Origin of the sequence: Micromonospora citrea, assembly GCF_900090315.1 — a bacterium.
In the GTDB taxonomy this organism is placed as follows: domain Bacteria; phylum Actinomycetota; class Actinomycetes; order Mycobacteriales; family Micromonosporaceae; genus Micromonospora; species Micromonospora citrea.
This window is the reverse complement of record NZ_FMHZ01000002.1, coordinates 1,197,022-1,220,570: the sequence shown is the minus strand read 5'-3', so window position 1 is coordinate 1,220,570 and position 23,549 is coordinate 1,197,022. Positions and strand designations below refer to the sequence as shown.

Sequence of the window (23,549 nt, the reverse complement as noted above, 5' to 3'; positions counted from 1 at the left end):
CGGTGGCCGGACGCGGCGGAGGCGGCACCCGAACCGGGTGCCGCCTCCGCCGGATCGTGCCCGTTCCCGGGCGGTTGCTCGTCACTTGAGGAAGGGCAGCCGCCGCACCAGCGCCAGGCGCGTCCAGTACCTGCCGAGGCCGAGCGTGTCGCCGGCGGCGGTGAGGGCGAGGACGCCGAGGAGGCCGGCGTAGATGAGGTGGTCGTCCATGAAGGGGTTGTTCGCCGGGGGCAGGACGGCCGTCCACATCAGCACCAGCAGCAGCGCGCCGGTCGCGGTGGCGATCCGCATGCCGACGCCCAGCATGAGGGCGGTGCCGATGGCGGCGAGGCCGATCATGAAGAGCCAGTCGGCCCAGGCGGCGCCCGCGAAGCCCTGGTAGAAGTCCGCGAAGGGGCCGGCGACCGCGTTGCCCAGGAAGCCCCTGGTGGGGCTGCCGCCGTTGATCCAGGCCTTGGCGGCCTCCGTCTCGTGGCCCAGGCCGAACGTCTTGTCCAGGAAGGCCCAGAGGAAGGTCCAGCCCAGCGCGAGCCGCAGGCCGGCGAGGGCGTACCGGGTGAGCTTCTCCCGGCGGGTCTCGACCGGGGCGACGACCTCCCGGGGAGCGGTGGCGGCGGTGCGGTCGATGGTCGGACGCTCGGCGATGGCGGTCATCACCCTCTCCTCTCACTTCTTGTCTACGTCCTCATTCCACCGTCTGCGGGCCGCCGCCAGCAGTGCCGCCGGACCACAACGGGCGGGACCTTCGGCCCACGTCGGCGGGACGTGCGGCGGGCCGCACGGGCGTGGGGGTCGGCCGGCGCGGACGGACGAGCCGGACCGGGGGAGGCGGCGTCCGGTCGCCGTGGCAGGGCGGCCTGGGGCCGCGGTGTGGCGACGGCGGGCGGTCAGAGCCCGAAGAACTCCAGGTAGGACTCGATCTGGTGGGCCAGCATCGGCTCGCCGGGATGCGCCCGCAGTCCGCGCCGGCGGGCCTCGGCCAGCAGCGCCGTCTCCGCCGGGGTCATGATGATGTCGGCGACCACCGCGTCGCCCGGCAGGTCGGCCACCGCGAACGGCAGCGGGTCGCCGGCACGCAGCCCGAGGGGCGTCGCGTTGACCGCGAGGTCGGCGTCGCCCAGTCGCGGCCGTGCCGCCGCGACGACCCGGCCGGGGTACGCGACGCGGAGCCGTCGCCGCAGCGTCTCCAGCCGGCCCGGGTCGGTGTCGGCCAGCCGCAGCTCCGCCACGCCGGCGTCGAGCAGGGCGACGGCGATCGCGCTGCCCGCTCCGCCGGCGCCCACGACGCACACCCGGCGGCCCCTCGGCGGGTGGCCGGCCCCGGCCAGCCCCCGGACGAACCCGTCGCCGTCGAACGTGTCGGCGGTCCACGTCCCGTCGGGCTCCCGGCGCAGGGCGTTGGCGCTGCCGGCGAGGCGGGCGCGGTCGCTGGCCCGGTCGGCGAGGGCCAGGACGGCGGCCTTGTGCGGCACGGTGACCAGCATCCCGTCCAGGTTGGCGGCCCGTTGGAGGCCGCGTACGACCTGGGTGAGGTCGGCCGGTGCGACGTGGACGGGGACGAGCACCGCGTCGACGCCGCGCCGGGCCAGCACCGGATTGAGCAGGCCGGGGGCGCGCACCTGCGCGATCGGGTCCCCGAGCAGCGCGTACACCCGGGTGGCACCGCCGATCTCCGCCATGCCGCCCCCTCCGGGCCGTGACCCGCGCCGGTTCCGCCCGTCCCGCCGGCCGGGCGCCGCGCCGACGCTATCGCGGGCCCCGACGTGCTGCCGAGCCGGGTGCGGAACCGTCGACCGTGGCCCGGCCTCGGGAACCCCTTCGCCGATCCGCCGGCGCGGCGGGACCGGGGTCGCCCCGACCCGGAGGCCGGGGGCGGGAGGGATTCGTCAGCGGGAGGCCGGACCCGGAAACCGTTGCCGGCACCCCTAAGATCATCGCAAGGATCTTTCGCTGGGCAATATTTAGTGATATCAATTTCGCACTCGATCCCCCTCACCCCCGGAGTGCGACGTGCGGAGAACCCGCTTCGTGACCCTCGCCCTGAGCCTGGCCACGGCTCTCGGCGCCAGCTTCGCCCTGGCCGGCCCCGCCCAGGCCGCCCCCGCCGACCGCTACGTCGCCCTGGGCGACTCCTACGCCTCGGGCGTGGGCGCCGGCAGCTACACCAGCGAGAGCGGCTCCTGCCAGCGCAGCACCAACGCCTACCCCGCGTTGTACGCCGCCAACGTCAAGCCCGCCTCGTACCGCTCGGTCGCCTGCTCCGGCGCCACCACGACCAGCGTGATCAACACCCAGCTCTCGGCGCTCAGCTCCACCACGACCCTGGTCAGCGTCACGGTCGGCGGCAACGACGTCGGCTTCGCCAACATCATGACCACCTGCGTGCTCAAGGGCACCACCGAGTGCGTCGCCGCGGTGCAGGCGGCCGAGGACAAGGCCCGCGCCCAGCTCCCCGGCCTGCTGCGAAACGTCTACAACGGAATCAAGACCCGGGCGCCGAACGCCCGCGTGGTGGTCGTCGGCTACCCCGTCTTCTACCAGCTCGGCACCGTCTGCGTCGGGCTGAGCGCCACCTCGCGCGCCAAGATCAACGAGGGCATCAACCTCGTGGACGACATCACCCGCAGCGCGGCGACCTCGGCCGGCTTCACCTTCGCCGACGTGCGCTCGGCCTTCGTCGGGCACCAGCTGTGCAGCTACGGCGAGAAGTGGCTGCACGCGCTCAACTACGTCAACCTCGGCGTCTCCTACCACCCGACCGCGGCCGGCCAGTCCGGCGGTTACTACCCGGTCTTCCGTAACGCCGCCGACTGATCCCCGGCGGCGCGCCACCGCCCCGCACCGGTCGACCCCGTCGGCCGGCGGGGCGGTGGCGCGCGTCGTGGACCCACCGGGCCCACCGGGGCGCCGGACGCGAGCGGCAGCGCGTCACCGGTGCCCCGATGCGGCGTACCGGCGCGGCCCCTCACCCGGCCGCGACGCGGTCCCGGCCATCGGCCGGGACCGTGCGTCAGCCGGCGGGCAGCGGGTCGACCAGGAAGACCTGGTCCGTGTCGCCGGTGCACGGCTCCGCCAGCGCCTCGGCCGACACCTCGGTGTGGTCGTCGTGGAGACCGACGCAGAGGTCGCTGTGGGCCGGCCGGATGCGGTAGGCGGTGGGTGCCGACCCGGTGGGCTCGAAGCCGAACAGCTGCGACCGCCTGTCCGAGCGGCAGTCCTGCCAGGGTTCGAGCAAGTTCCGGCCGGGATTGCCGTCACGGACGGTGAGGCAACCCGGACCGTGCACGGGGTGGTCCCACTTGATGAAGTAGAGCCCGCCGGGCACCGGCTCCAGGTAGGTGTCCGGTGGGGTGGCCTCGGCGCAGGGACGCTGGACCGCCACCTGGCTCCGGTACCTGCCGGTGCGGTCGTACCCCTCGGTGAGGCAGAGCTGCGGCGCGCCGGCGGGACGGATCCGACTCCGGCCGCCGCTCGGGCCGGCGCTGCGGTCCGGCGCGTTCGAGGGGCTGCCCGCCGGGGCGGTCGGCCCGCGCTCCGCCGCCGGCCGCCGCTCGTCGTCGGCGTGCAGGAACCATGCGCCCGCACCGGGTGCGGCCAGCAGGGCGCCGACGACGGCCAGCGCCAGCGGTACGGGGCGGGTGGACGGGCGCGGGCGGGCCGCGTCGGGGCGCGCCGCCACCGGGGCCGGGGCCGGGAGGGTGTTGCCGGCCGGCGGTTGGTCGGGCGTCGGTGACGCCGGGACGAGCGGTCCGGCGGCGAGTCGGTCCCGCGCCCGCAGCCACACCTGTACCTGATCCGCCTCGCCGCAGGCGCGCACGAAGGCGGCCAGGACCTCGGGGCGCGGCAGGGTGGACCGGCCCAGGACGTCGGCGGCGGTGCTGCGGGCCAGCACGTCACCGGCTGCCGTCGCGCGTTGTTCCAGTTGTCGGAAGGTGCGCCGGGACCGCTTCTTGAGTCGGCGCAGCAGCTCGATGAATTCCGCCGGATCGGTCGCCTCGTCCGGTCGTAGCTCCCCCGTGTCCATCGCCCGATTCTCCAGACAGCCCAGCCGGTGGGGCAACGGCGCCCGCGTCGACAGTCCGAGGTGGTCGGACAAAACCCGGACAAGCCCCGCTGAGCTGCCCGGATGCCGCAGGACCGTGGTCAGGGCGTTGTCCCGTCCGGCGGGTCTGTCTAGCGTCATTTCTCAATGGCCGCGCCGTCGACCGGCTGGCGGTCGGCGGACCCCGGACCGGCACCGGTCCGGGCTCGGCCACCTCGACGACACGGGGAGTTCCGATGAATGACGTTGCCCGGCATCCGGTGCCGCGAGCCGCGACTGCGGGGGAGTACGTCGCGCTGCTTCGGGGTGTACGGCTGCGTTCCGGCCTGACCTACCGCGAGATCGCCCGGCGGGCCTCGGCGGCCGGGCACTGGCTGCCGCCGAGCACCCTCGCCACCATGCTGGGGCGGACGACCCTGCCCCGCGAGCGGACCGTCGTGGCGCTGCTGACCGCCTGCGGCACGTCGGCGGGGGAGATCGAGCGGTGGGTGGGGACGCAGCGGGAGATCGAGGCGCGCCTGACCGAGCAGGCGCGTGGCAACGGCGCGGCGCGGATCGACGAGGCGACCCCCGGTGGCCCGAGCCCGGCCGCCGAACCTGACCCGACGGATCGCCCACCGACCGAGGCGCGCCGGACGGCCCGGTCGACCAGACGGCTCCGGCTGGGGGCGCTCGCGCTGCTCGGCGTGCTGTCGGTAGGGGCGTCCGCGGCGCTGTTGCCGCGGGCCGCCCGGTGGCTGGGGCGGACGGCCCCTCGACCTCCGGCTGGCCGCCGGTGCTGCGGCAGGACACCGGTGGCGAGGCCGGCCTCCGCGTCGAACCGGTAGTGCACTCTCAGGTGGGCCTGGTGGCCGGTCCGGGACCGGCGACGACCTGGCCGTCGCCGTGGGGATCGGCTCACCGTAGGCGTGTTCGGCAGGCGGAAGGATCCGCCGTCGGGCCGGGCAGCCCCTGTTCGCAGCCGCCGATCAGGCGTTCGGACGGGTGCCGTACGGCAACGGGCGCCGGCGTCCGGTCAGGACACCGGCGCCCGGGCCGATCGCCGGTCAGCCCACGGTCTCGCGGGACCGCCACGCGGCGCGCAACGAGGTGCGACCGTTGGTGCGCAGCAGCGAGCCCTCGTACACCCGGGCGCCGGCGACGACGAACGCGGCGGCGGTGACCAGCAGCAGGGCCAGCGACACCAGCGGCTCCCAGCCGGCCGCGTCCCCGGTGAACAGCCGCAGCGGCATCGCCGTCGGCGCGGAGAACGGCAGGTAGGACAGCACCCGCATGGCGGTCGCGTTGTCGTTCAGGAAGGCCACCGCGAAGAACGGCAGCATGACCGCGAGCTGCACCGGCGTCGACACGCCGGCGATGTCCTCCTGACGGTTGACCAGCGCACCGGCCGCCGCCCACATGGCCGCGACCAGCACGAAGCCGAGCAGGAAGAACGGCACGAACCAGCCGATCGCGGGGGCCAGCAGCGACAGCAGCCCACCGCTGCCGCTGAACTGCACGCCGGCCACCGTGACCAGGGCGATCAGCGCGATCTGCCCGAGCGCCAGCACCGTGCCGGCGACCAGCTTGCCGGCCAGCAGCGCCCGGACCGGCACGGCGGCCACCAGGATCTCCACGATCCGGGTCTGCTTCTCCTCCACCACCGACTGGGCGATCTGCACGCCGAAGGTCTGCGAGGTGAGGAAGAAGACGAACGCGAAGGCGAACGGCACCAGGAAGGCCACCACCGGGTCCACCGCGTCCGGGTCCAGCAGCCGGACGGTGGGCTGCGCACTCAGCGCCGCCACCACGTCGTCCGGGGCGTCGTCCATCGCCAGCACCGCCGGCCCGGAGACCACCGCCGCGTCGACGTCGCCGTCGCGTACGGCCTGCTCGGCGGCGCGGTCGTCGGGCACCGTGCGTACCTCCAGGCCGGCCTCGCGCAGCGGGCCGGCCGCCGCCTCGGTCACCGCGACGCTCGACGGGCCGCCGGAGAGCAGCGGCGGCAGGATGGTCGCGGCGGCGGCGATCAGCAGGAAGAACAGGGTGGTGAACAGGAAGGTGCGGTCGCGCAGCTTGACCTGGATCTCGCGGGCGGCGACCAGGCGGGTGGCCTGCGTGGTGTTCACTGGGCGACCTCTCGGAAGATCTCGGTGAGGGAGGGACTGACCGGGCGGAAGGCGCGGACGGGGCCGCGGGCCAGCGCCGCGTGCAGCACCGGCTGCTCGTCCGCGCCGGGCGCGAGGTCGAACACGGCGCGGGGGCCGTCGAGGTCGACCAGGGTCACCCCGGGCTGGTCCCGCAGCCAGCCGGCGTCGGTCTCCACCACCAGTTCGAAGCGGGGCACCGTGTACGCCGCGCGTAGCTCCTCGCGGCTGCCGGCGGCCCGGATGACGCCGCCGGAGATGATCACCAGGTCGTCGCAGAGCCGCTCGACGACGTCCAACTGGTGGCTGGAGAAGAGCACCGGCACGCCCGTGGCGGCCCGCTCCCGCAGGACCGCGACGACCGTGTCCACGGCCATCGGGTCGAGACCGGAGAACGGCTCGTCGAGCACCAGCACCTCCGGGTCGTGCACCAGCGCGGCGGCGATCTGCGCGCGCTGCTGGTTGCCCAGCGACAGCGTCTCCAGCAGGTCGCCGCCGCGCTCGGCGAGCCCGACCCGCTCCAGCAGAGCGTCCGTGCTGCGCCGCGCGGCGGCGGCCGTCATGCCGTGCAGCCGGCCCAGGTAGGCCACCTGCTCCCGGGCGCTCATCTTGGGATAGAGGCCGCGTTCCTCCGGCATGTAGCCGAAGCGCCGGCGGATCTCCCGGGTCAGCGGCGCGCCCCGCCAACTCACCTCGCCGGCGTCCGGGGCGAGCACCCCGAGGATGATCCGCATGGAGGTGGTCTTGCCGGCGCCGTTGCCGCCGACGAAGCCGGTCATCCGGCCCGCCGCCACGTCGAAGGACACGTTCTGGAGCACCCGACGGTCGCCGAAGCTGCGGTCGACGCCGTCGAGGCGGAGCACGTTCGTCACGGCGTCGACGCTAGATCGTCGACCGCCCGCCGCCGTCCGCCCGGAGGCTGAGTCGGCGGATCCGCCGCGCGGCGGAGACCGGTCACCGGCCGGGACGCACCACCCCGTGTTCGTACGCGAAGACCACCGCCTGCACCCGGTCGCGCAGGCCGAGCTTGGCCAGCACCCGGCTGACGTGCGTCTTCACCGTCGCCTCGCCAAGGTGCAGCTCGGCGGCGATCTCGGCGTTGCTCGCGCCCCCGGCGACCAGCACCAGGACCTCCCGCTCGCGGGGCGTGAGGTCCCGCAGCGTCGCCTCGGGCCGGGCCCGCCCGCCGGCCGGTCCGGCGGCGTCACCAGGGCGGGCGAAGGTGGCGATGACCCGCCGGGTGAGTTCCGGGGCGAGCAGCCCGTCGCCCCGGGCGAGCACCCGGATGGCCTCGACCAGCGCCTCCGGGGTGCCGTTCTTCAGCAGGAAGCCGCTGGCCCCGGCCCGTAGCGCGGCGAACAGGTAGTCGTCCCGGTCGAAGGTGGTGAGGATCAGCACGGCCGGGCCGCCCGGCTCGTCCTGCTCGGCGGTGATCCGCCGGGTGGCCTCCAGCCCGTCGACCCCGGGCATCTCCACGTCCATCAGCACCACGTCCGGGCGCAGCACGCGGGTCATGCTGACGGCACGCGCCCCGTCGGCCGCCTCCCCGACGACCTCGATGTCGTCCTCCACCTCGAGGATGACCCGGAACCCGGTGCGGACGAGATGCTGGTCGTCGGCGAGCAGCACCCGCACCGGCCGGTCGGCCGAGGGCTGTGCCCAGGCGTCCGCGTCGGGCGATGCGTGGTCGGCGCGGGCCGTTCCCGGCTCCGTCCGGTCGGCGCTCACGCCGGCCGTCCCGCCGCCACCGGCAGCGGGAACCTCGCCCGCACCCGCCAACCGCCGCCGGCGCGCGGGCCGACCTCCAGCGAGCCGCCGTGGGTGGCGACCCGCTCCCGCATCCCGACCAGGCCGAGCCCGTCGGCGTTCGCGGGGCGGGTGGCCCGTCCGTCGTCAGTCACGTCGACCTCCACCTCGTGCGCCAGGTAGCGGACCCGCACGTCGAGCGCGGTCGCCCCGGCGGCATGCTTGATCGTGTTCGTCACGGCCTCCTGGACGACCCGGTACGCGGACTGGGAGACCGACTCCGGCAGCGGCACCCGGTCCCCGTACACCCCCAGGGTGGCCCGCAGCCCGGCCTCGCGGGCCCGGTCGACCACAGCCGTGACCCGGTCGATCGCGGCCGGCCCCGGCTGGTCCGCGCGGTCGGCCTCGTCGTCGCGGGCGCGGAGCACGCCGAGCATCCGGCGTAGCTCGTCGACGGCCGTGCGGGCCGTCTCCTCGATCGCGCCCAGTGCCGTGCGGGCCTTCGTCGGGTCCTTGTCGAGCACCCGGCGGGCGGCGGACGCCTGCACGCCCATCACCGACACGTGGTGGGCGACCACGTCGTGCAGTTCCCGGGCGATGCGGACCCGCTCGCCCACCACCGCGTGCTCGCGGACCTCGGCCTGCGAGCGGCGCAGCTCCTCGGCCCGCTCCTGCACCTCGTGCTGCCGGCGGGCGGCCAGCCACGCGGTCTCCCCGAAGAAGTAGGCGAACCCGAAGAACAGGCCGTTGACCAGCACCCCGCCGACGATCGCGGCGAGCACCGGGGGCACCGGTCCCACCGCGTCGGCGAACGCGTCCGGCGGGATGTCGTCGAGGGAGAGCGCGTAGGCGACGCCCAACCAGACGAACATGGTGACGATCACGCCGATCCGCAGCCGGCGGGCCAACCGGCGGTCCGGCCCCCACGCGCCCAGCGAGTAGATGGCGGCGAACAGCGCCCACTGGGAGAGCTGCGTCTCCGGGGCCGAGCGCGCCTGCGCGGCGACGAACGCGACCGAGACGACCAGGGTGGTGGCGGCGGGGAAGCGGCGTCGCCAGATCATCGGCAGGGTCACGGCGACGCTCCAGAAGACCTGCTCCGGTACGGACGGCGGCGGCCCCAGCAGGAACGTCCCGGTGCTGCGGGCGAGGGTGAGGCTGACCAGCGCCAGGGCGACCGTCGCCAGCCCGGCGTAGACGTCGAGGCGCCGCTGCTCCGGGGTGGGCCCCGGCCGCCGCCAGTCGTCGTCCTTCACGGTGTTCACCCTGGTGAGGATCTCATCCCGGTGCACGTGGTTGCGCCGGCGGGAGGCGGGGCGCGTCGGACGCCCCGCCTCGCGGACGGCCTGTCAGCAGGACCGGCCCTCCCGGAAGGCGCGCTCGACGAACGACGCCGGACCGACCTGGAGGTACCCGACGCCGGGCCGGATCGGGTGGCCGGTGAACAGTTCGACCCGGGAGCCGAACCGCACCAGGTACGCCGACGCGTCGCCTGCGTCGTTGCGGATCAGCGCGCCCCGCCGGCCGTAGATCTCCTCCAACTCGGCGAAGCTCATGCTCACTCCCGCCCCGGCGGGGGTGTAGGGCGGCGCGGTGGCGGTGCCGACCTCCACCAGCCGTCCGTCGCGGAAGGTCAGCAGCACCACGCCGGCCCAGGCCCCGGCGGCGCCGGCCAGGACCACGCCGCCGCACCCGGGGGCCGTCCAGTCGACGAGGCCGGCCGCCGACAGGCGCGCCAGGCTCGCGCCGATCCGGAACGGCCCGGCGCCCCGGACGCTGATGACCCGGACCTGGTCCCGCCCCTCGGCGACCGGGTGGACGGCGGCCCGTGCCGGGCTCGGGCCGGGCCGGCCGGCCGGGACGTCCGCCGCGACGACGGCCTCCGCACGGGCGGTGGGCGGGCGGGCGCCGACCGGGCCCGCCACGGTGAACGGTGCCAGCCCGATCGCGGCCAGCAGGGCGGTGACGACGGGGTACGAGAGACGGTGCACGGTGATCCCCTCCTCGGGAGTTCGGGTGTCCTGTCCTGTTGGTCACCCCGCCGGCCGGATCGGTTCGTCGGGTTCCCGACTCCCGTCCCCGTGGCGACTCCCGTCCCGTGGTGCGGCCGGCCCGTCGCGGGCTGCCGCCGATCCGTCGCGCCGTACTACTGTCGAGGCGGAGCGGCGACCGGCGGAGCCGGTGGCGGGGGTGGTGCGGGTGACCAGTCCGGTGCGGATCGGGCCCTACCGGATCGAGCGGCTGCTCGGCGCGGGGTCGTTCGCCACGGTCTGGCTGGGCCACGACCCGCGGCTCGACTCGCGGGTGGCGATCAAGGTGCTGGCCGAGAACTGGCACCACGACCTGCGCGTGCGGGAACGCTTCCTCGACGAGGCCCGGCTGCTGCGGCGGCTCGACGACGAGCGGCTGGTCCGGGTCCACGCGCTGGGCGAGCTGCCGGACGGCCGGCCGTACGCGGTGCTGGCCTGGGCCGACGGCGGCAGCCTGCGGGACCGGCTGGCGGCCGGGCCGATTCCCGTACCGGCCGCCCTGGACCTGCTCGCCGACATCGCCGACGGCGTCGCCGTCCTGCACCGCCACGGCGTGGTGCACCGCGACCTGGCACCGGGCAACGTCCTGTTCCGCTCCGCGCCGGACGGCGAGCGGCCGCTCATCGCCGACCTCGGCCTGGCCAAGGCGCTCGCCGCAGCCTCCGGCCTCACCGCCCGGGCCGGCACCCCCGGCTACATGGCCCCGGAGCAGGACGACCCGTTCGCGATCGTCGACATCCGTGCCGACGTGTACGGGCTGGGCCGGCTCGGCCTGCGCCTCCTCGGCGGGGGCGCGGAGCGGCCGGGCGGGGCGGTCCGGCTCCGGGCGGGCGTCCCGCCGGAGGTGGCGGCGGTGCTGCGCCGGGCCACCGCCGCCCGCCCCGCCGACCGGCACCCGGACGCGGCGGCCTTCGGCGCGGCCCTGCGGCACGCCGCCGGCAGGCCCGCCCGGTACGCCGCCGGCCCGCCCGCCCCGAACGCCGCCGTGCCGCCGGGTGGGCCCACCGGGGGCGGACCGACGGGCCTTCGGCGGCTGACGGTCGTGGGGCTGGGCATCGCGGCGCTGGCTGCCGTCGGGCTCACCGCCGGGGACGGCGCGCCGGCCGGGCGGGCCGCCGGCACCTGGACGAGCGGGCCGGTCACGGTCGCGCTGCCGACCGGGTGGCGGGCCGCCGGCACGGGCTGGGCCGGCCAGTACGGTGACGACGGCCGGCTCGAACCGGCCCTGGTGATGTCGCCCGACCCGGGGCGGTGGGCGGCCGACCCGACCGTGCCGGGCGCCTTCGTCGGCCTGTCGGCCACCATCGCCGCGCGGACCACCCCGGCCGGCTTCGTCGCCGAGCGCCCGCACGCGGCCTGCGCCGCCGCGCCCGTGCGGCGTACCCGGCAGGCGGGCGTCGACTGGGTGGTGGCCCGGTTCGCCTGCGACCGGGGCCGGCCCGTGGTCGTCGAGGCCGCCGGTCTCGATCCCGGCGGCGCCGGCCTGATCTACGTGCAGGTCGCGCCGCCGGCCACCGGCGGGGACGAGTTCGTCGACACCCTGCTTGCCGGGGTACGGGTGGGGTAGGCCGGCCGGCTACCGCACCACCACGGTGATCGTGTGCGTCGTGCCGCCCTGCGGGATCAGCACGGCCACCGTGCCGGGGCGGACGAACCGGATGTCCACCACCCCGGCCTCGTAGCTGTGGGAGACCAGGTCCTCGCGGTCCACGGTCACCTCGCCCGGCCCGATGCCGATGATCCGCAGCACTCCGCCGGTGGCGAAGCAGAGCGAGGTGAGCAGGGCCAACTCGGTCTCCGCGAGCACCAGGTCGTACCGGACGGCCCCGTGGCAGGTGCCGGGCAGCCCGCTCGGCGACGGTGTAGCGGGCGGCGTACGCCCGGTGGTGGTCGTCGCGGGTGGTGCCGCCGGGCGCGGCCGGGACGTCGGGGCGACGGCCGGCGGGACCGGCCGGGTGGCCGGCGGCGGGGCGGCGGCCGGGGGAGCGGCGGTCGGCGGCCCGGAAGCGCCGCCCGCGGTCGCGGTGGGCGGCTGGACGGGCAGCGGCGCGACCGGCGCGTCCCCGCCGCCGCACGCCGCGACCGCGCCGGCCAGGGCCGCCGCGACCAGCCCGGCCGTGGCGCACCGCCACCGCGCCCGGCCGGCGGGCCGGTCGCGTCCGTGGTCGGCGGGCCGGTCGCGCCCGTGGTCGGCGGGCCGGTCGCGCCCGTGGTCGGTTGGCCGGGCCGCCACCGTCACCGCCGCCTGTCCCTGGCGGGCCGCCACCGTCACCGCCGCCTGTCCCTGGCGGGCCGCCACCGTCACCGCCGCCCGTCGCCGTCGCGTCCGGGCTCCCCGGCCAGCCGGAGCCGGACCTGCCGGCGTGCCTCGTGCAGCCGCGACTTGACGGTGCCCTCGGGCAGGTCGAGCAGGTCGGCGATCTCGCGGTAGCCCAACCCGAGAACGTCGCGCAGAGTCACCGCCTCGGCGAGTTCGGGGCGGACCGAGTCGAGCGCGTCGAGCAGGTCCAGCCGGGTGCCGGCGACCACGCTGGTCCGCCGGGGGTCCACCGGCTCGGGCAGCGGCACGCCACCGGCCTCCACCAGCCAGCGCCGGCGCAGCAACCGGTAGGTCGAGCGGGCCCGGTTGGCCGTCAGCCGGTAGAGCCAGGTGTGGAACGACGACCGGCCCTCGAACCGGGCGATGCCCCGCGCCAGCGCGAGCAGCGCGTCCTGGCACGCCTCCTCGGCATCCTGCCGGTTCGGCAGCAGCCGGGCGCACAGCCGCAGCACCTCCGGGCGCACCGCGGCCAGCAGGGCGTCGAGCGCCGCCGGGTCGCCGCGTGCCGCCGACGCGGCCAGGGCCTCGATATCGTCGCCGAGGGGCATCAGGTCGTCCAATGCTCGCCGGACACCGTCCGCTCAGGGTACGGCCGACACCGCCGGGCGGCTCGCCACGAGTCCGCGAACCGACTGTCGCGAGCCGCCGCGGCGGCGGTCGACGAGATCCGCGACACCCGGCCCGCCGTGCCGGGCGCGGCGTCTGGAGGCCCCTCCGGAGGCGGCGATAGGGTAGGCCGTCCGACCTCGACCATCCCATGATCCGACCCGGGGGGCGCCACGCATGGGCGATTCGTTCGCGCATCTGCACGTGCACACGGAGTACTCGATGCTCGACGGGGCGGCCCGGCTGAAGGACCTCTTCGCCGAGGTCAAGCGGCAGGGCATGCCGGCGGTCGCGATGACCGACCACGGCAACATGCACGGCGCGAACGACTTCTACAAGCAGGCGATGGCGGCCGGCGTGAAGCCGATCCTGGGCATCGAGGCGTACGTGGCGCCGGAGTCGCGGTTCCACAAGCAGCGGGTGCGCTGGGGCCGGCCGGAGCAGAAGAGCGACGACGTCTCCGGCAGCGGCGGCTACACCCACATGACCATCTGGGCGAGGAACAAGACCGGTCTGCACAACCTCTTCAAGCTGACCAGCCGGTCGTACACGGAGGGGTTCTTCGTCAAGTGGCCGCGGATGGACGCGGAGCTGCTCGCCGAGAACGCCGAGGGGCTGATGGCCACCACCGGTTGCCCGTCCGGGGAGGTGCAGACCCGGCTGCGCCTGGGCCAGTACGACGAGGCGCTCAAGGCCGCGGCGCGATACCAGGAGATCTTCGGCAAGGAGAACTACTTCCTGGAGATCATGGACCACGGCATCAGCATCGAGCGCCGGGTCCGCCAGGAGCTGCACGACATCTCGCGCAAGCTGGACATCCCGCCCGTGGTGACCAACGACTCGCACTACACGCACGAGGCCCAGGCCGAGGCGCACGACGTGCTGCTCTGCGTCCAGACGGCGGCCAACGTCGCCGACCCGAACCGGTTCCGGTTCGACGGCAGCGGCTACTACATCAAGTCCGCCGACGAGATGCGCGGCGTCGACAACTCCGACCTGTGGCTGGAGGGCTGCCGCAACACCCTGCTGGTGGCCGAGAAGGTCGACCCCGCCGGGATGTTCGAGTTCCACAACCTGATGCCGCGCTTCCCGGTCCCGGAGGGGGAGACCGAGGAGTCCTGGTTCCGCAAGGAGACCTTCGCCGGGCTGGCCCGGCGCTACCCCGGCGGCATCCCCGAGGGGCACGTCAAGCAGGCCGAGTACGAGCTGGGCGTCATCATCCAGATGGGGTTCCCGTCGTACTTCCTCGTGGTCGCCGACTTCATCCAGTGGGCCAAGAGCCAGGGCATCGCGGTGGGCCCCGGGCGTGGCTCGGCGGCCGGCTCGCTGGTGGCGTACGCCCTGGGCATCACCGACCTCGACCCGATCCCGCACGGGCTGATCTTCGAGCGCTTCCTCAACCCCGAGCGCGTCTCGATGCCGGATGTCGACATCGACTTCGACGAGCGCCGGCGCGGCGAGGTGATCAAGTATGTGACCGACAAGTGGGGCGAGGACAAGGTCGCCCAGATCGCCACCTTCGGCACGATCAAGGCGAAGGCCGCGATCAAGGACTCGGCCCGGGTGCTCGGCTACCCGTACGCGGTGGGCGACCGGATCACCAAGGCGATGCCCCCGGCGGTGATGGGCAAGGACATCCCGCTGGAGGGCATCTTCGACCCCAAGCACCCCCGGTACGCCGAGGCCGGCGAGATCCGGGGCATGTACGAGGCCGAGGCGGACGTCAAGAAGGTCATCGACACCGCCCGGGGCATCGAGGGGCTGATCCGGCAGACCGGCGTGCACGCCGCCGGCGTCATCATGTCCGCCGAGCCGATCATCGACCACATCCCGCTGATGCGCCGGGACTCCGACGGGGTCATCATCACCCAGTTCGACTACCCGACGTGCGAGTCGCTCGGGCTGTTGAAGATGGACTTCCTCGGCCTGCGAAACCTGACGATCATCGACGACGCGGTGAAGAACATCCAGCTCAACCACGGCAAGGAGCTGGATCTGCTGGCGTTGCCGCTGGACGACAAGCCCGCGTACGAGCTGCTGGCCCGGGGCGACACCCTGGGCGTCTTCCAGCTCGACGGCGGGCCGATGCGCTCCCTGCTGCGGATGATGAAGCCCGACAACTTCGAGGACATCTCCGCCGTCCTCGCGCTCTACCGCCCCGGCCCGATGGGCGTCGACTCGCACACCAACTACGCGCTGCGCAAGAACGGCCTCCAGGAGATCACGCCGATCCACCCGGAGCTGGAGGAGCCGCTGCGGGAGATCCTCGCGCCCACCTACGGCCTGATCGTCTACCAGGAGCAGGTGCAGCGCGCCGCGCAGATCCTCGCCGGCTACACGCTCGGCCAGGCCGACCTGCTGCGCCGCGCGATGGGCAAGAAGAAGAAGGAGATCCTCGACAAGGAGTTCATCCCGTTCCGCGACGGCTGCCGGGAGCGGGGCTACTCCGACGAGGCGATCCAGAAGGTATGGGACGTGCTGGTCCCGTTCGCCGGCTACGCCTTCAACAAGGCGCACTCGGCGGCGTACGGCCTGGTGTCCTACTGGACGGCCTACCTGAAGGCGCACTACCCGGCGGAATACATGGCGGCGCTGCTCACCTCGGTCGGCGACGACAAGGACAAGATGGCGCTCTATCTCTCGGAGTGCCGTCGGATGCGCATCCAGGTGCTGCCGCCGGACGTGAACACCTCCGCCGGGCCGTTCACCCCGGTCGGCAAGGAGATCCGCTTCGGCCTCGGCGCGGTACGCAACGTCGGGGCGAACGTCGTCGCCGCGATCATGCGTTGCCGCGACGAGAAGGGCGAGTACACCGACTTCTACGACTTCCTGTCCAAGGTCGACGCGGTGGTCTGCAACAAGAAGACCATCGAATCGCTGATCAAGGCCGGGGCGTTCGACTCGCTCGGGCACTCCCGCAAGGCGCTGCTCACGGTGCACGCGGAGGCGATCGACGCGTACGCCGACGTCAAGCGCAAGGAGGCCGTCGGCCAGTACGACCTCTTCGGCGCCGGCTTCGGCGACGCGGAGACCAGCAGCACCACGGTGATGCCGGTGATCGGCGACGGGGAGTGGGACAAGCGCGACAAGCTCGCCTTCGAACGCGAGATGCTCGGCCTCTACGTCTCCGACCACCCGCTCTTCGGCCTGGAGCACGTCCTCGGCGCGGCGGCGGACTGCACCATCGCCGCCCTGTCCGAGGAGGGCACCGTGCCGGACGGGGCGGTGGTGACCCTCGCCGGCATCCTCTCCGGCGTGCAGCGTCGGGTCACCAAGCAGGGCCGGGCCTGGGCCTCGGCCACCCTGGAGGACCTGGCCGGCGGCGTGGAGACGCTCTTCTTCCCCAACACCTACGAGGTGATTGGGCAGTACATCGCCGAGGACGCCATCGTGGTGGTCAAGGGGCGGGTCGACCGGCGCGACGACACGCCCCGGATCATGGCGATGGACATGTCCATGCCGGACGTCAGCAGCAACCCGGCGAGCAAGCCGATCACCCTGACCATCCCGGTGACCCGGTGCACGCCGCCGCTGGTGGAGCGTCTCAAGGAGACCCTGGTGCTGCACCCGGGCGACACCGAGGTGCACGTCAAGCTGCTCAACGGCAGCAAGGTCACCACGCTGCGGCTCGGCCCGTTCCGGGTGGCGGCCACCACCGCGCTGATGGGCGACCTGAAGAGCGTCCTCGGCCCCGCCAACGTCAGCTGACGCCACCACCCCGCCGGCCGGCGTGGCCGGCGGGGTGGGCCGAGGTCAGATCCGCGTCATGGTCGAGGGGTAGCCGCCCCCGCCGGGGTAGACCCACTCGCCGGTGACCGTGGTGTCGTCGGCGCTGAACGTGCCCTCGTAGTACGCCGGGCTGCCCTTCGCGCCGCCCGGTTCCTCATGCGCGACAGCGCCTACCGGGGCGGCATGCCGCGCCGGCGCGGCTACCCGGTCGGCCTGGAGGTGGTGCGGCGCCTGCGCGAGCGCGATCCGCTGCACGAGATCGCCGCCTGGGACCTCGACCGGGGGCGCGACGAGGTACGACGAGGCCTGCACGCGCTGCGCGCGGCGACCTGAGCGCGCCGGCCGGGGCCGCGAGCGCGGGATTGGCCGTCCCCGTACGCGGCGCGGGTGACTAGCGTCAGTGGCGTGGAGATCGCACAGGCGCAGAAGTTGTGGCAGCCGCAGCCGGGTTGGCTGAACACCGCCAGCTACGGGCTGCCGCCCGACCCGGCGTGGGACGCGGTGCAGGCGGCGCTTGCCGAATGGCGCTCCGGGCGTACCTCCTGGGAGGGCTGGGGCGAGGCGACCGAGCGGTCCCGGGCCGCCTTCGCCGGTCTGGTCGGGGTGCCGGCCGCCGACGTCGCGGTCGGCAGCACGGTCTCGCAACTGCTGGCCCCGGTCGCCGCCGCCCTGCCCGCCGGCGCGACCGTGGTGGTGCCGGAGGTCGAGTTCACCTCCAACCTCTTCCCGTGGCTGGTGCAGGTCGAGCGGGGCGTGCGGGTGCGCACCGTGCCGCTGGCCGGGCTCGTCGACGCGATCGACGCCGACACCGACCTGGTGGCGTTCAGCCTGGTGCAGTCGGCCGACGGCGCGGTCGCCCCGTACGCCGGGATCGTCGCGGCGGCCCGGGCGCACGGGGCGCTCGTCGCGGTCGACGCCACCCAGGCGTGCGGCTGGCTGCCGTTCGACGCGAACCTCGCCGACGTGGTCGCGGTGGGCGCGTACAAGTGGCTGATGGCCCCGCGCGGCTCCGCGTTCGCCTACCTGGCGCCCGCGCTGCGGGATCGGCTGCGCCCCGACGCCGCCGGCTGGTACGCGGGGGACGACCCACACGCCTCCTACTACGGCCCGCCGCTGCGCCTGGCCGACGACGCGCGCCGGTTCGACATCTCGCCGGCGTGGTTCAGCTGGGTCGGTACGGCCCCCGCACTGGAACTGCTCGCCGAGATCGGCGTGCCCGCCGTGCACGCGCACGACGTCGCCCTGGCCAACCGTTTCCTCGCCGGGCTGGGCCGGCCGCCGGGAGAGAGCGCGATCGTCGCGGTGGAGGTGCCGGACGCGGCGGAGCGGCTGGAGCGGGCCGGCGTCCGGGCGGCGGTCCGTGCCGGCCGGGTGCGGGCGTCCTTCCACGTCTACTCCACCGAGGCCGACGTCGACCTCGCCCTGGCCGCGCTCACCGGCTGAGCCGGGCGCGTCCGGGGCGAGGCCGGCCCGCCGTCACTTGGCGCTCTCGGCGAAGGGCTCCAGGTCCACGTTCAGGCTGCCGGTGTCCGAGTCGATCTTTTCCAGCGGGTTGTATAGGTGGCGAAGGCGTCGTTGACGGCGCTGTCGAGCTGCACGCCCACCCGCTGGCCCCGGAAGCTGTCGAAGTCGCCCTTGTAGTCCATGAACTGCTTGGGCGCGTTCTCCGGCTCGACCTGCCACTCGACGAGCACCTCGACGCAGGCGTCGGCGAGGGTGCCGGTGCGAACCCGCACACAGTGGTCGCCGCCGATGTGGTCGTACTTCTGCCGGCCGGCGTCTCGGCACGTAGTGGGCGCTGGAGCCGACGGTGAACACGACGGCGCCGACGAGGCAGGCGACCGCGGCCAGGCCGGCGGTCCCCTTCGTCGACGTCTTCGAGGCGGCGAGCGCCAGCAGGCCGGAGACCGCCGGGCCGACGGCGAAGATGATCGCAACAGTGAAGCCGACGGGCAGTCCGCTCGGCACCTTTCGCGGGAGGGGGCCATCACCCTAGGGGCACCGGTCAAGGCGAAGCGCGGCCGTGGCGCGGCCGTGGCGCGCCCACATGACGTGGTACGCCCGTGGCTCGACAGTCACCGCCGTCGATGCCGGCGGGCGGGGTGGCCGGGCGGCGGGGTGGAGTTCCCGCACGGTCGGGCGTCCCGGAATATGGCTGCCATCGACATAGTTCGACATCACGACGCCGCCGTAGGTTTCCAGCACACGACGGCCATGTGACCCCGGTCACCGATCCGGTCGTCGCCGGACCTACGAAGGAGTAGGCGATGGCCGGGCAAGCGCTCCTGTCGGCCCGCGGGCTGACCCGTGACTTCCGGGGTTTCCGGGCGGTCGACCGCGTCGACCTCGACGTCGCGGCGGACAGCGTCCACGCGCTCGTCGGCCCGAACGGCGCCGGGAAGACCACCCTGTTCAACCTGCTCACCGGCTTCCTGCGACCCAGCGACGGGCGCATCGAGCTGGACGGCCGCGACGTCACCGGGTTGCCCCCGGAGCGGGTCGCCCGGCTCGGCGTGGCCCGGTCGTTCCAGATCACCAGCCTCTTCCCGCAGCTCTCCGCCCGCGAGCACGTCGAGTTGGCGTTGCAGAGCCCGAGCGGGCTGGGCTGGCGGTTCTGGCGTTCGGCGAAGCTGATGCGCCGCTACACGGACCGGGCCGGCGAACTGCTCGACATGGTCGGGCTGGCCGAGTTGGCCGAGGCCCCCGCCGAGGCGCTGGCGTACGGGCGCAAGCGCGCGTTGGAGCTGGCCATCGCCCTCGCCCTGGACCCGAAGGTGCTGCTGCTCGACGAGCCGACCGCCGGCATGGGGCTGGAGGACGTCGACCGCACCGTCGAGCTGGTCGCGCGGGTCCGGCAGGGCCGGACGGTGGTGCTGGTCGAGCACAACATGAGCGTCGTCGGGCGGCTCGCCGACACCGTCACCGTCCTGCAGGCCGGCAGGGTCCTCGTCGAGGGCCCGTACGAGCAGGTCCGCGCCGACGAGCGCGTGATCACCGCCTACCTGGGAGCCGCCGATGCTGCGCGTTGAGAAGCTGTCCGCCTGGTACGGCGAGGCGCAGGTGCTGCGGGAGGTCAGCCTGGACGTCTCCGCCGGCGAGGTGGTCACCCTCGTCGGGCGCAACGGCGCCGGCAAGTCCACCCTGCTGCGCTGCGTGATGGGCCTGCACGCCGGCCAGCGCGGCCGGATCGAGCTGGACGGGCGGGACGTCGGGAGGCTGCCCGCGTACCGGCGGGCGCGGCTGGGGCTCGGCTGGGTCCCCGACGACCGGGGCAGCTACGCCACGCTGAGCGTCACGGAGCACCTCACCCTCCCGCCGACGGTCGGCCCCGACCCGTGGTCGCTGGAGCGGGTGTACGAGGCGTTCCCCGCCCTCCACCAGCGGCGGGACTCGGCCGCCACGATGCTCTCCGGCGGCGAGCAGCAGATGCTCGCGCTGGCCCGGGTGCTGCGGATGGGCGCCCGGCTGCTGCTCTGCGACGAGCCGACCGAGGGGCTCTCGCCGCTGCTCGTGCAGCAGGTCGGCGACCTTTTGCGCGAGGCCAAACGGCACGGGGTGACCGTGCTGCTGGTCGAGCAGAACCTGCACTTCGCCACCGGCGTCGCCGACCGGCACTACCTGCTGGCCGAGGGACGCGTCGTGGAGGCGATGGACAACTCCGAGGTGCGCTCCCGGGAACGGGAGCTGCTGTCGTACCTCGGCATCTGAATTCCGATTCGACGACCCGCGCGGCGCGCGGGGTGGAGGGATGGGCATGCGTAGGACGGTGGGTGTGGCCGCCGCTTCGGCGGCGGCGATGGTGCTGGTCGCGGGCTGCGGCGGCGGTGGTCCCCGGGCGGGCGGGGACCAGAAGTTGACCGGCGGCAAGATCGTGCTGGGCGTGCTGAACGACCAGTCCGGCGCGTACTCCGAACTGTCCGGCAAGAACTCGGTCAAGGCCGTGGAGATGGCGATCGCCGACTTCAAGGCCAGGCACGGCGACAGGGCGGTGACGAAGGACATCACCGTGGAGACCGCCGACCACCAGAACAAGCCCGACATCGCCAACACCAAGGCCCAGGAGATGTACGACCGCCAGGGCGTCGACCTGATCCTCGACGTGCCCACCTCGTCGGCGGCGCTGCGGGTGGCCGACGTGGCGAAGGAGAAGAAGAAGCTCTACTTCAACATCGGCGCCGCGACCACCGACCTGACCGGCAAGAGCTGCAACAGGTACACGTTCCACTACGCGTACGACACGTACATGCTGGCCAACGGGACGGGCAAGGTCACCACCGAGCAGGTCGGCAAGAACTGGTACATCCTCTACCCGAACTACGCCTTCGGCCAGGACATGGAGAAGAGCTTCACCGCTGCCATCACCGCCGCCGGCGGGCAGGTCGTCGGCAAGGACGGCGCGCCGTTCCCCAACACCAGCGGCGACTTCTCCACCTTCCTGCTCAAGGCGCCGACGCTCGACCCGAAGCCGCAGGTGCTCGGCACTATGCAGGCCGGCGCGGAGCTGGTCAACGTGGTCAAGCAGTACAACGAGTTCAAGCTGCGGGAGAAGGGCGTCGGGCTGGCGGTCGGCCTGATGTTCATCACCGACATCCACTCGCTCACCCCGGCCGCGCTCGCCGGCACCACCTACACCGACGCCTGGTACTGGAACTCCGACCAGCAGAACCGCGAGTTCGCCGACCGGTTCCAGTCCCAGACCGGGACCCGGCCGTCGTTCGCCCACGCGGCCAACTACTCCGCCGCGACGCAGTACCTGGAGGCCGCGCAGGCCGCCGGCACCGACGACGCCGACGCGATCGTCGAGGCGCTGGAGGGCAAGGAGGTCAACGACGTCTTCCTGCGCAACGGCAAGTTCCGCGCCGAGGACCACCGGGTCATCCACGACGCCTACCTCGCGCAGGTGAAGCCGCAGTCCGAGGTCAGTGAGCCGTGGGACTACGTCAAGGTCCTCAAGACCATCCCCGCCGCCGAGGCGTTCCGCGCCCCGTCGGCGGACTGCAAGATGTGACCCGGGCATGACCGGCTTCTTCCAGAACACGTTCAACGGGCTGGTGAGCGGGGCGTTCTACGCCCTGCTCGCCCTCGGGCTCGCCGTCATCTTCGGCATGCTGCGGGTGGTCAACTTCGCCCACGGGGCGTTCTACATGCTCGGCGCCTTCGGCGCGTACGTCCTGCTCAGCGAGGCGGGCGTGCCGTTCTGGGCGGCGCTGGTGATCATGCCGGTGGGGCTGGCCCTGCTCGGCATGGCGCTGGAGCGGGCCTTCATCCACCGGCTCACCCGGCTCGACCCGCTCTACAACTTCCTGCTCACCTTCGGCCTGACGCTCATCCTGCAGGACCTGGTGAAGCTCCGGTACGGAGTGCAGTCCAGCCCGTACGCCACCCCGGCCGCGCTGAGCGGGTCGGTCGACCTCGGACTCTTCGACTTTCCCACGTACCGGGTCTTCATCCTCGGCTTCGCGGTGGCCGTCTGCGTGGGCGTCTGGTGGGTGCTCACCCGCACCCGGATCGGCATGGTGGTCCGGGCGTCGACCGAGCGGCCCGAGCTGACCCGGGCGTTCGGCATCGACGTCGGCCGCTGGGTCACGCCGGTCTTCGGCTTCGGCATCGGTCTCGCCGGTCTCGCCGGGGTGCTGGCCGCGCCGATGCGGGCCGTGAACCCGCTGATGGGCGCCGACCTGATCATCGTGGTCTTCGCGGTGGTGGTGATCGGCGGGCTGGGCTCGATCTTCGGCTCCGTCGCCGCCGGCTTCGGCATCGGCCTCGTCCAGGCGTGGGGCGAGGCGTACCTGTCCGGCTTCCCGATCGTGTCGCAGACGATCGTCTTCATCGTGATGGCCGCCGTGCTGCTCTGGCGACCGGCGGGGCTGTTCGGCCGTGAGGAGGCACCGGCATGACGAGCACCGTCGACACCGCGACCGACGCCGGTCGCCCCGCGCCGAGGTCCGGGCTGGTCGCCGTGACCCGGGCGCCCGGCTGGGTCCGGTACGCGCTGCTCGCCGTCGGGCTGCTGGTGGCGTTCTGGCTGCCCAACGGGCTCTACCCGGCGGTGGCGGTGGACATCCTCTGCTGGGCGCTGTTCGCCGTCGCCGTGGACCTGCTGCTCGGCTTCACCGGGCTGATGTCCTTCGGGCACGCCGCCTTCTGGGGCGCCTCCGCGTACGTCACCGGGTTGACGGCCATCCACCTCGGCCTGCCGTTCCCGGCGGCGGTGCTGGCCGGCGCGCTCGCCGCGGCCGTGCTCGCGGTGCCGATCGGCTACCTGGCGGTGAAGCGGACCGGCATCTACTTCGCCATGGTCACCCTGGCGTTCGCGCAGATGGTCTACTACGTCGCCAACGAGTGGCGCTCGGTCACCCGGGGCGAGAACGGCCTGCAGGGCGTGCCCCGCGAGCTGTTCGGGCTGGACCTCACCGACGACTACTACTTCTACTACGCGATCCTGCCGATCGTGCTGCTCGGGTTGGCCGGCGCGTGGCGGATCGTGCACTCGCCCTTCGGCCGGGTGCTGGTCGGCATCCGCGACAACCCGGCCCGCGCCCGCGCGCTCGGCTACCCGGTGCACCGCTACAAGCTGACCGCGTTCGTGCTGTCGGGGTTCATCGCCGGCCTCGGCGGCGGGCTGTTCGCCGTCGGTCACCGCTTCGTCTCCCTCGACGTGCTGCACTGGACCACCTCCGGCAAGGCCGTCATCGTGGTGGTGCTCGGCGGCATCGGCACGCTCTGGGGCGGGGTGCTCGGCGCGGGCATCCTGGTCCGCCTGGAGGACTGGCTGTCGTTCTCCGGGTTCGAGGCGATCGGCCTGGTCACCGGCGGCATCTTCGTGGTCGTCGTGCTGGTGTTCCGGCGCGGCATCTGGGGCAGCGCCGCCGCCCTGGCCGCCCGCTGGCTGGCGTCCCGCCGCCGGTAGTCCCACGAGGGCGCATCCAGCCGGCGCCCTTCCAGCGAAC

General features: G+C 73.9%; 22 protein-coding genes. 11 read left to right on the top strand and 11 right to left on the bottom strand.

Features of this window, described 5'->3' with window-relative positions:
- Positions 1–81 precede the first annotated feature (81 nt).
- A complete protein-coding gene (locus GA0070606_RS05740) occupies positions 82–654 on the bottom strand; it encodes a hypothetical protein (RefSeq protein WP_091095713.1) in 573 nt (190 codons plus the stop codon).
- Between the two features lie 233 nt (positions 655–887).
- Positions 888–1,679 carry a shikimate dehydrogenase family protein gene (locus GA0070606_RS05735; RefSeq protein WP_091095711.1) on the bottom strand — a complete coding sequence of 264 codons (792 nt, stop codon included), beginning with the start codon at positions 1,677–1,679 and terminating at the stop codon, positions 888–890.
- 331 nt (positions 1,680–2,010) lie between these two features.
- On the opposite strand from GA0070606_RS05735, the gene GA0070606_RS05730 reads away from it, so the two are divergent.
- Positions 2,011–2,814, top strand: coding sequence for an SGNH/GDSL hydrolase family protein (locus tag GA0070606_RS05730; RefSeq protein ID WP_091095709.1), 804 nt, complete (start codon positions 2,011–2,013; stop codon positions 2,812–2,814).
- Positions 2,815–3,010: 196 nt separating this feature from the next.
- On the opposite strand, the gene GA0070606_RS05725 is transcribed toward GA0070606_RS05730, so the two are convergent.
- Positions 3,011–4,024, bottom strand: a complete 1,014-nt coding sequence (locus GA0070606_RS05725; RefSeq protein WP_218105986.1) for an RICIN domain-containing protein — start codon at positions 4,022–4,024, stop codon at positions 3,011–3,013.
- A gap of 254 nt (positions 4,025–4,278) precedes the next feature.
- Between GA0070606_RS05725 and GA0070606_RS05720 the strand changes: the two genes are divergently transcribed.
- Entirely contained in the window at positions 4,279–4,869 is a 591-nt protein-coding gene (locus GA0070606_RS05720) for a helix-turn-helix domain-containing protein (protein ID WP_141721596.1), read from the top strand.
- A 219-nt stretch (positions 4,870–5,088) separates the two neighbouring features.
- On the opposite strand, the gene GA0070606_RS05715 is transcribed toward GA0070606_RS05720, so the two are convergent.
- From GA0070606_RS05715 to GA0070606_RS05695, 5 genes are all read right to left on the bottom strand, one after another.
- Positions 5,089–6,150: an ABC transporter permease gene (locus GA0070606_RS05715; protein WP_091095705.1), complete on the bottom strand. Its 1,062-nt coding sequence runs from the start codon at positions 6,148–6,150 to the stop codon at positions 5,089–5,091.
- A complete protein-coding gene (locus GA0070606_RS05710; RefSeq protein ID WP_091095703.1) occupies positions 6,147–7,040 on the bottom strand; it encodes an ABC transporter ATP-binding protein in 894 nt (297 codons plus the stop codon). Before GA0070606_RS05710 ends, GA0070606_RS05715 begins: the two co-directional genes overlap by 4 nt.
- 82 nt (positions 7,041–7,122) lie before the next feature.
- Positions 7,123–7,803: a response regulator gene (locus GA0070606_RS05705; protein ID WP_091107345.1), complete on the bottom strand. Its 681-nt coding sequence runs from the start codon at positions 7,801–7,803 to the stop codon at positions 7,123–7,125.
- Positions 7,804–7,892: 89 nt separating this feature from the next.
- A complete protein-coding gene (locus GA0070606_RS05700; protein ID WP_091095701.1) occupies positions 7,893–9,179 on the bottom strand; it encodes a sensor histidine kinase in 1,287 nt (428 codons plus the stop codon).
- 84 nt (positions 9,180–9,263) lie between these two features.
- On the bottom strand, positions 9,264–9,905 hold the full coding sequence (locus GA0070606_RS05695) for a hypothetical protein (protein WP_091095699.1): 642 nt from the start codon (positions 9,903–9,905) through the stop codon (positions 9,264–9,266).
- 208 nt (positions 9,906–10,113) lie between these two features.
- On the opposite strand from GA0070606_RS05695, the gene GA0070606_RS05690 reads away from it, so the two are divergent.
- Positions 10,114–11,511 carry a serine/threonine-protein kinase gene (locus GA0070606_RS05690; protein WP_091107343.1) on the top strand — a complete coding sequence of 466 codons (1,398 nt, stop codon included), beginning with the start codon at positions 10,114–10,116 and terminating at the stop codon, positions 11,509–11,511.
- Positions 11,512–11,520: 9 nt separating this feature from the next.
- Here the strand turns inward: GA0070606_RS05690 and GA0070606_RS05685 are convergent, their stop codons facing one another.
- Positions 11,521–12,249 (bottom strand): hypothetical protein, encoded by a 729-nt coding sequence (locus GA0070606_RS05685; protein WP_245724574.1) that lies wholly within the window; start codon positions 12,247–12,249, stop codon positions 11,521–11,523.
- Positions 12,246–12,812, bottom strand: coding sequence for an RNA polymerase sigma factor (locus tag GA0070606_RS05680; protein ID WP_091107339.1), 567 nt, complete (start codon positions 12,810–12,812; stop codon positions 12,246–12,248). Before GA0070606_RS05680 ends, GA0070606_RS05685 begins: the two co-directional genes overlap by 4 nt.
- A 235-nt stretch (positions 12,813–13,047) precedes the next feature.
- Between GA0070606_RS05680 and dnaE the strand changes: the two genes are divergently transcribed.
- The 3 genes from dnaE (at position 13,048) to GA0070606_RS05665 (ending at position 18,042) form a co-directional block, all read left to right on the top strand.
- Positions 13,048–16,578 carry a DNA polymerase III subunit alpha gene (gene dnaE / locus GA0070606_RS05675; protein ID WP_091095697.1) on the top strand — a complete coding sequence of 1,177 codons (3,531 nt, stop codon included), beginning with the start codon at positions 13,048–13,050 and terminating at the stop codon, positions 16,576–16,578.
- A gap of 177 nt (positions 16,579–16,755) precedes the next feature.
- Positions 16,756–16,932 carry a hypothetical protein gene (locus tag GA0070606_RS32380; protein ID WP_176737243.1) on the top strand — a complete coding sequence of 59 codons (177 nt, stop codon included), beginning with the start codon at positions 16,756–16,758 and terminating at the stop codon, positions 16,930–16,932.
- 72 nt (positions 16,933–17,004) lie between these two features.
- A complete protein-coding gene (locus GA0070606_RS05665) occupies positions 17,005–18,042 on the top strand; it encodes an aminotransferase class V-fold PLP-dependent enzyme (RefSeq protein WP_091095692.1) in 1,038 nt (345 codons plus the stop codon).
- Positions 18,043–18,113: 71 nt separating this feature from the next.
- Here the strand turns inward: GA0070606_RS05665 and GA0070606_RS33150 are convergent, their stop codons facing one another.
- Entirely contained in the window at positions 18,114–18,335 is a 222-nt protein-coding gene (locus tag GA0070606_RS33150; RefSeq protein WP_245724573.1) for a hypothetical protein, read from the bottom strand.
- Between the two features lie 531 nt (positions 18,336–18,866).
- Between GA0070606_RS33150 and GA0070606_RS05655 the strand changes: the two genes are divergently transcribed.
- The 5 genes from GA0070606_RS05655 to GA0070606_RS05635 are packed head-to-tail and all read left to right on the top strand — an operon-like array spanning position 18,867 to position 23,509.
- Positions 18,867–19,628, top strand: coding sequence for an ABC transporter ATP-binding protein (locus tag GA0070606_RS05655; RefSeq protein WP_091095690.1), 762 nt, complete (start codon positions 18,867–18,869; stop codon positions 19,626–19,628).
- Entirely contained in the window at positions 19,615–20,307 is a 693-nt protein-coding gene (locus GA0070606_RS05650) for an ABC transporter ATP-binding protein (RefSeq protein WP_091095688.1), read from the top strand. The genes GA0070606_RS05655 and GA0070606_RS05650 overlap by 14 nt, the downstream gene beginning before the upstream one ends.
- A 40-nt stretch (positions 20,308–20,347) precedes the next feature.
- On the top strand, positions 20,348–21,607 hold the full coding sequence (locus GA0070606_RS05645) for an ABC transporter substrate-binding protein (protein WP_091095686.1): 1,260 nt from the start codon (positions 20,348–20,350) through the stop codon (positions 21,605–21,607).
- Between the two features lie 7 nt (positions 21,608–21,614).
- Positions 21,615–22,496, top strand: coding sequence for a branched-chain amino acid ABC transporter permease (locus GA0070606_RS05640; RefSeq protein WP_091095683.1), 882 nt, complete (start codon positions 21,615–21,617; stop codon positions 22,494–22,496).
- Complete coding sequence (locus tag GA0070606_RS05635) at positions 22,493–23,509, top strand: branched-chain amino acid ABC transporter permease (RefSeq protein ID WP_091095681.1); 1,017 nt, start codon at positions 22,493–22,495, stop codon at positions 23,507–23,509. Before GA0070606_RS05640 ends, GA0070606_RS05635 begins: the two co-directional genes overlap by 4 nt.
- Positions 23,510–23,549 lie beyond the last annotated feature (40 nt).

Excerpts from the sequence above, each read along its gene's own strand:
- GA0070606_RS05740 (WP_091095713.1), bottom strand. The coding sequence starts at position 654 with ATGACCGCCATCGCCGAGCGTCCGACCATCGACCGCACCGCCGCCACC.
- GA0070606_RS05735 (WP_091095711.1), bottom strand. The coding sequence starts at position 1,679 with ATGGCGGAGATCGGCGGTGCCACCCGGGTGTACGCGCTGCTCGGGGAC.
- GA0070606_RS05725 (WP_218105986.1), bottom strand. The coding sequence starts at position 4,024 with ATGGACACGGGGGAGCTACGACCGGACGAGGCGACCGATCCGGCGGAA.
- GA0070606_RS05720 (WP_141721596.1), top strand. The coding sequence starts at position 4,279 with ATGAATGACGTTGCCCGGCATCCGGTGCCGCGAGCCGCGACTGCGGGG.
- GA0070606_RS05680 (WP_091107339.1), bottom strand. The coding sequence starts at position 12,812 with ATGCCCCTCGGCGACGATATCGAGGCCCTGGCCGCGTCGGCGGCACGC.
- dnaE (WP_091095697.1), top strand. The coding sequence starts at position 13,048 with ATGGGCGATTCGTTCGCGCATCTGCACGTGCACACGGAGTACTCGATG.
- GA0070606_RS32380 (WP_176737243.1), top strand. The coding sequence starts at position 16,756 with ATGCGCGACAGCGCCTACCGGGGCGGCATGCCGCGCCGGCGCGGCTAC.
- GA0070606_RS05655 (WP_091095690.1), top strand. The coding sequence starts at position 18,867 with ATGGCCGGGCAAGCGCTCCTGTCGGCCCGCGGGCTGACCCGTGACTTC.
- GA0070606_RS05650 (WP_091095688.1), top strand. The coding sequence starts at position 19,615 with ATGCTGCGCGTTGAGAAGCTGTCCGCCTGGTACGGCGAGGCGCAGGTG.
- GA0070606_RS05645 (WP_091095686.1), top strand. The coding sequence starts at position 20,348 with ATGGGCATGCGTAGGACGGTGGGTGTGGCCGCCGCTTCGGCGGCGGCG.
- GA0070606_RS05640 (WP_091095683.1), top strand. The coding sequence starts at position 21,615 with ATGACCGGCTTCTTCCAGAACACGTTCAACGGGCTGGTGAGCGGGGCG.
- GA0070606_RS05635 (WP_091095681.1), top strand. The coding sequence starts at position 22,493 with ATGACGAGCACCGTCGACACCGCGACCGACGCCGGTCGCCCCGCGCCG.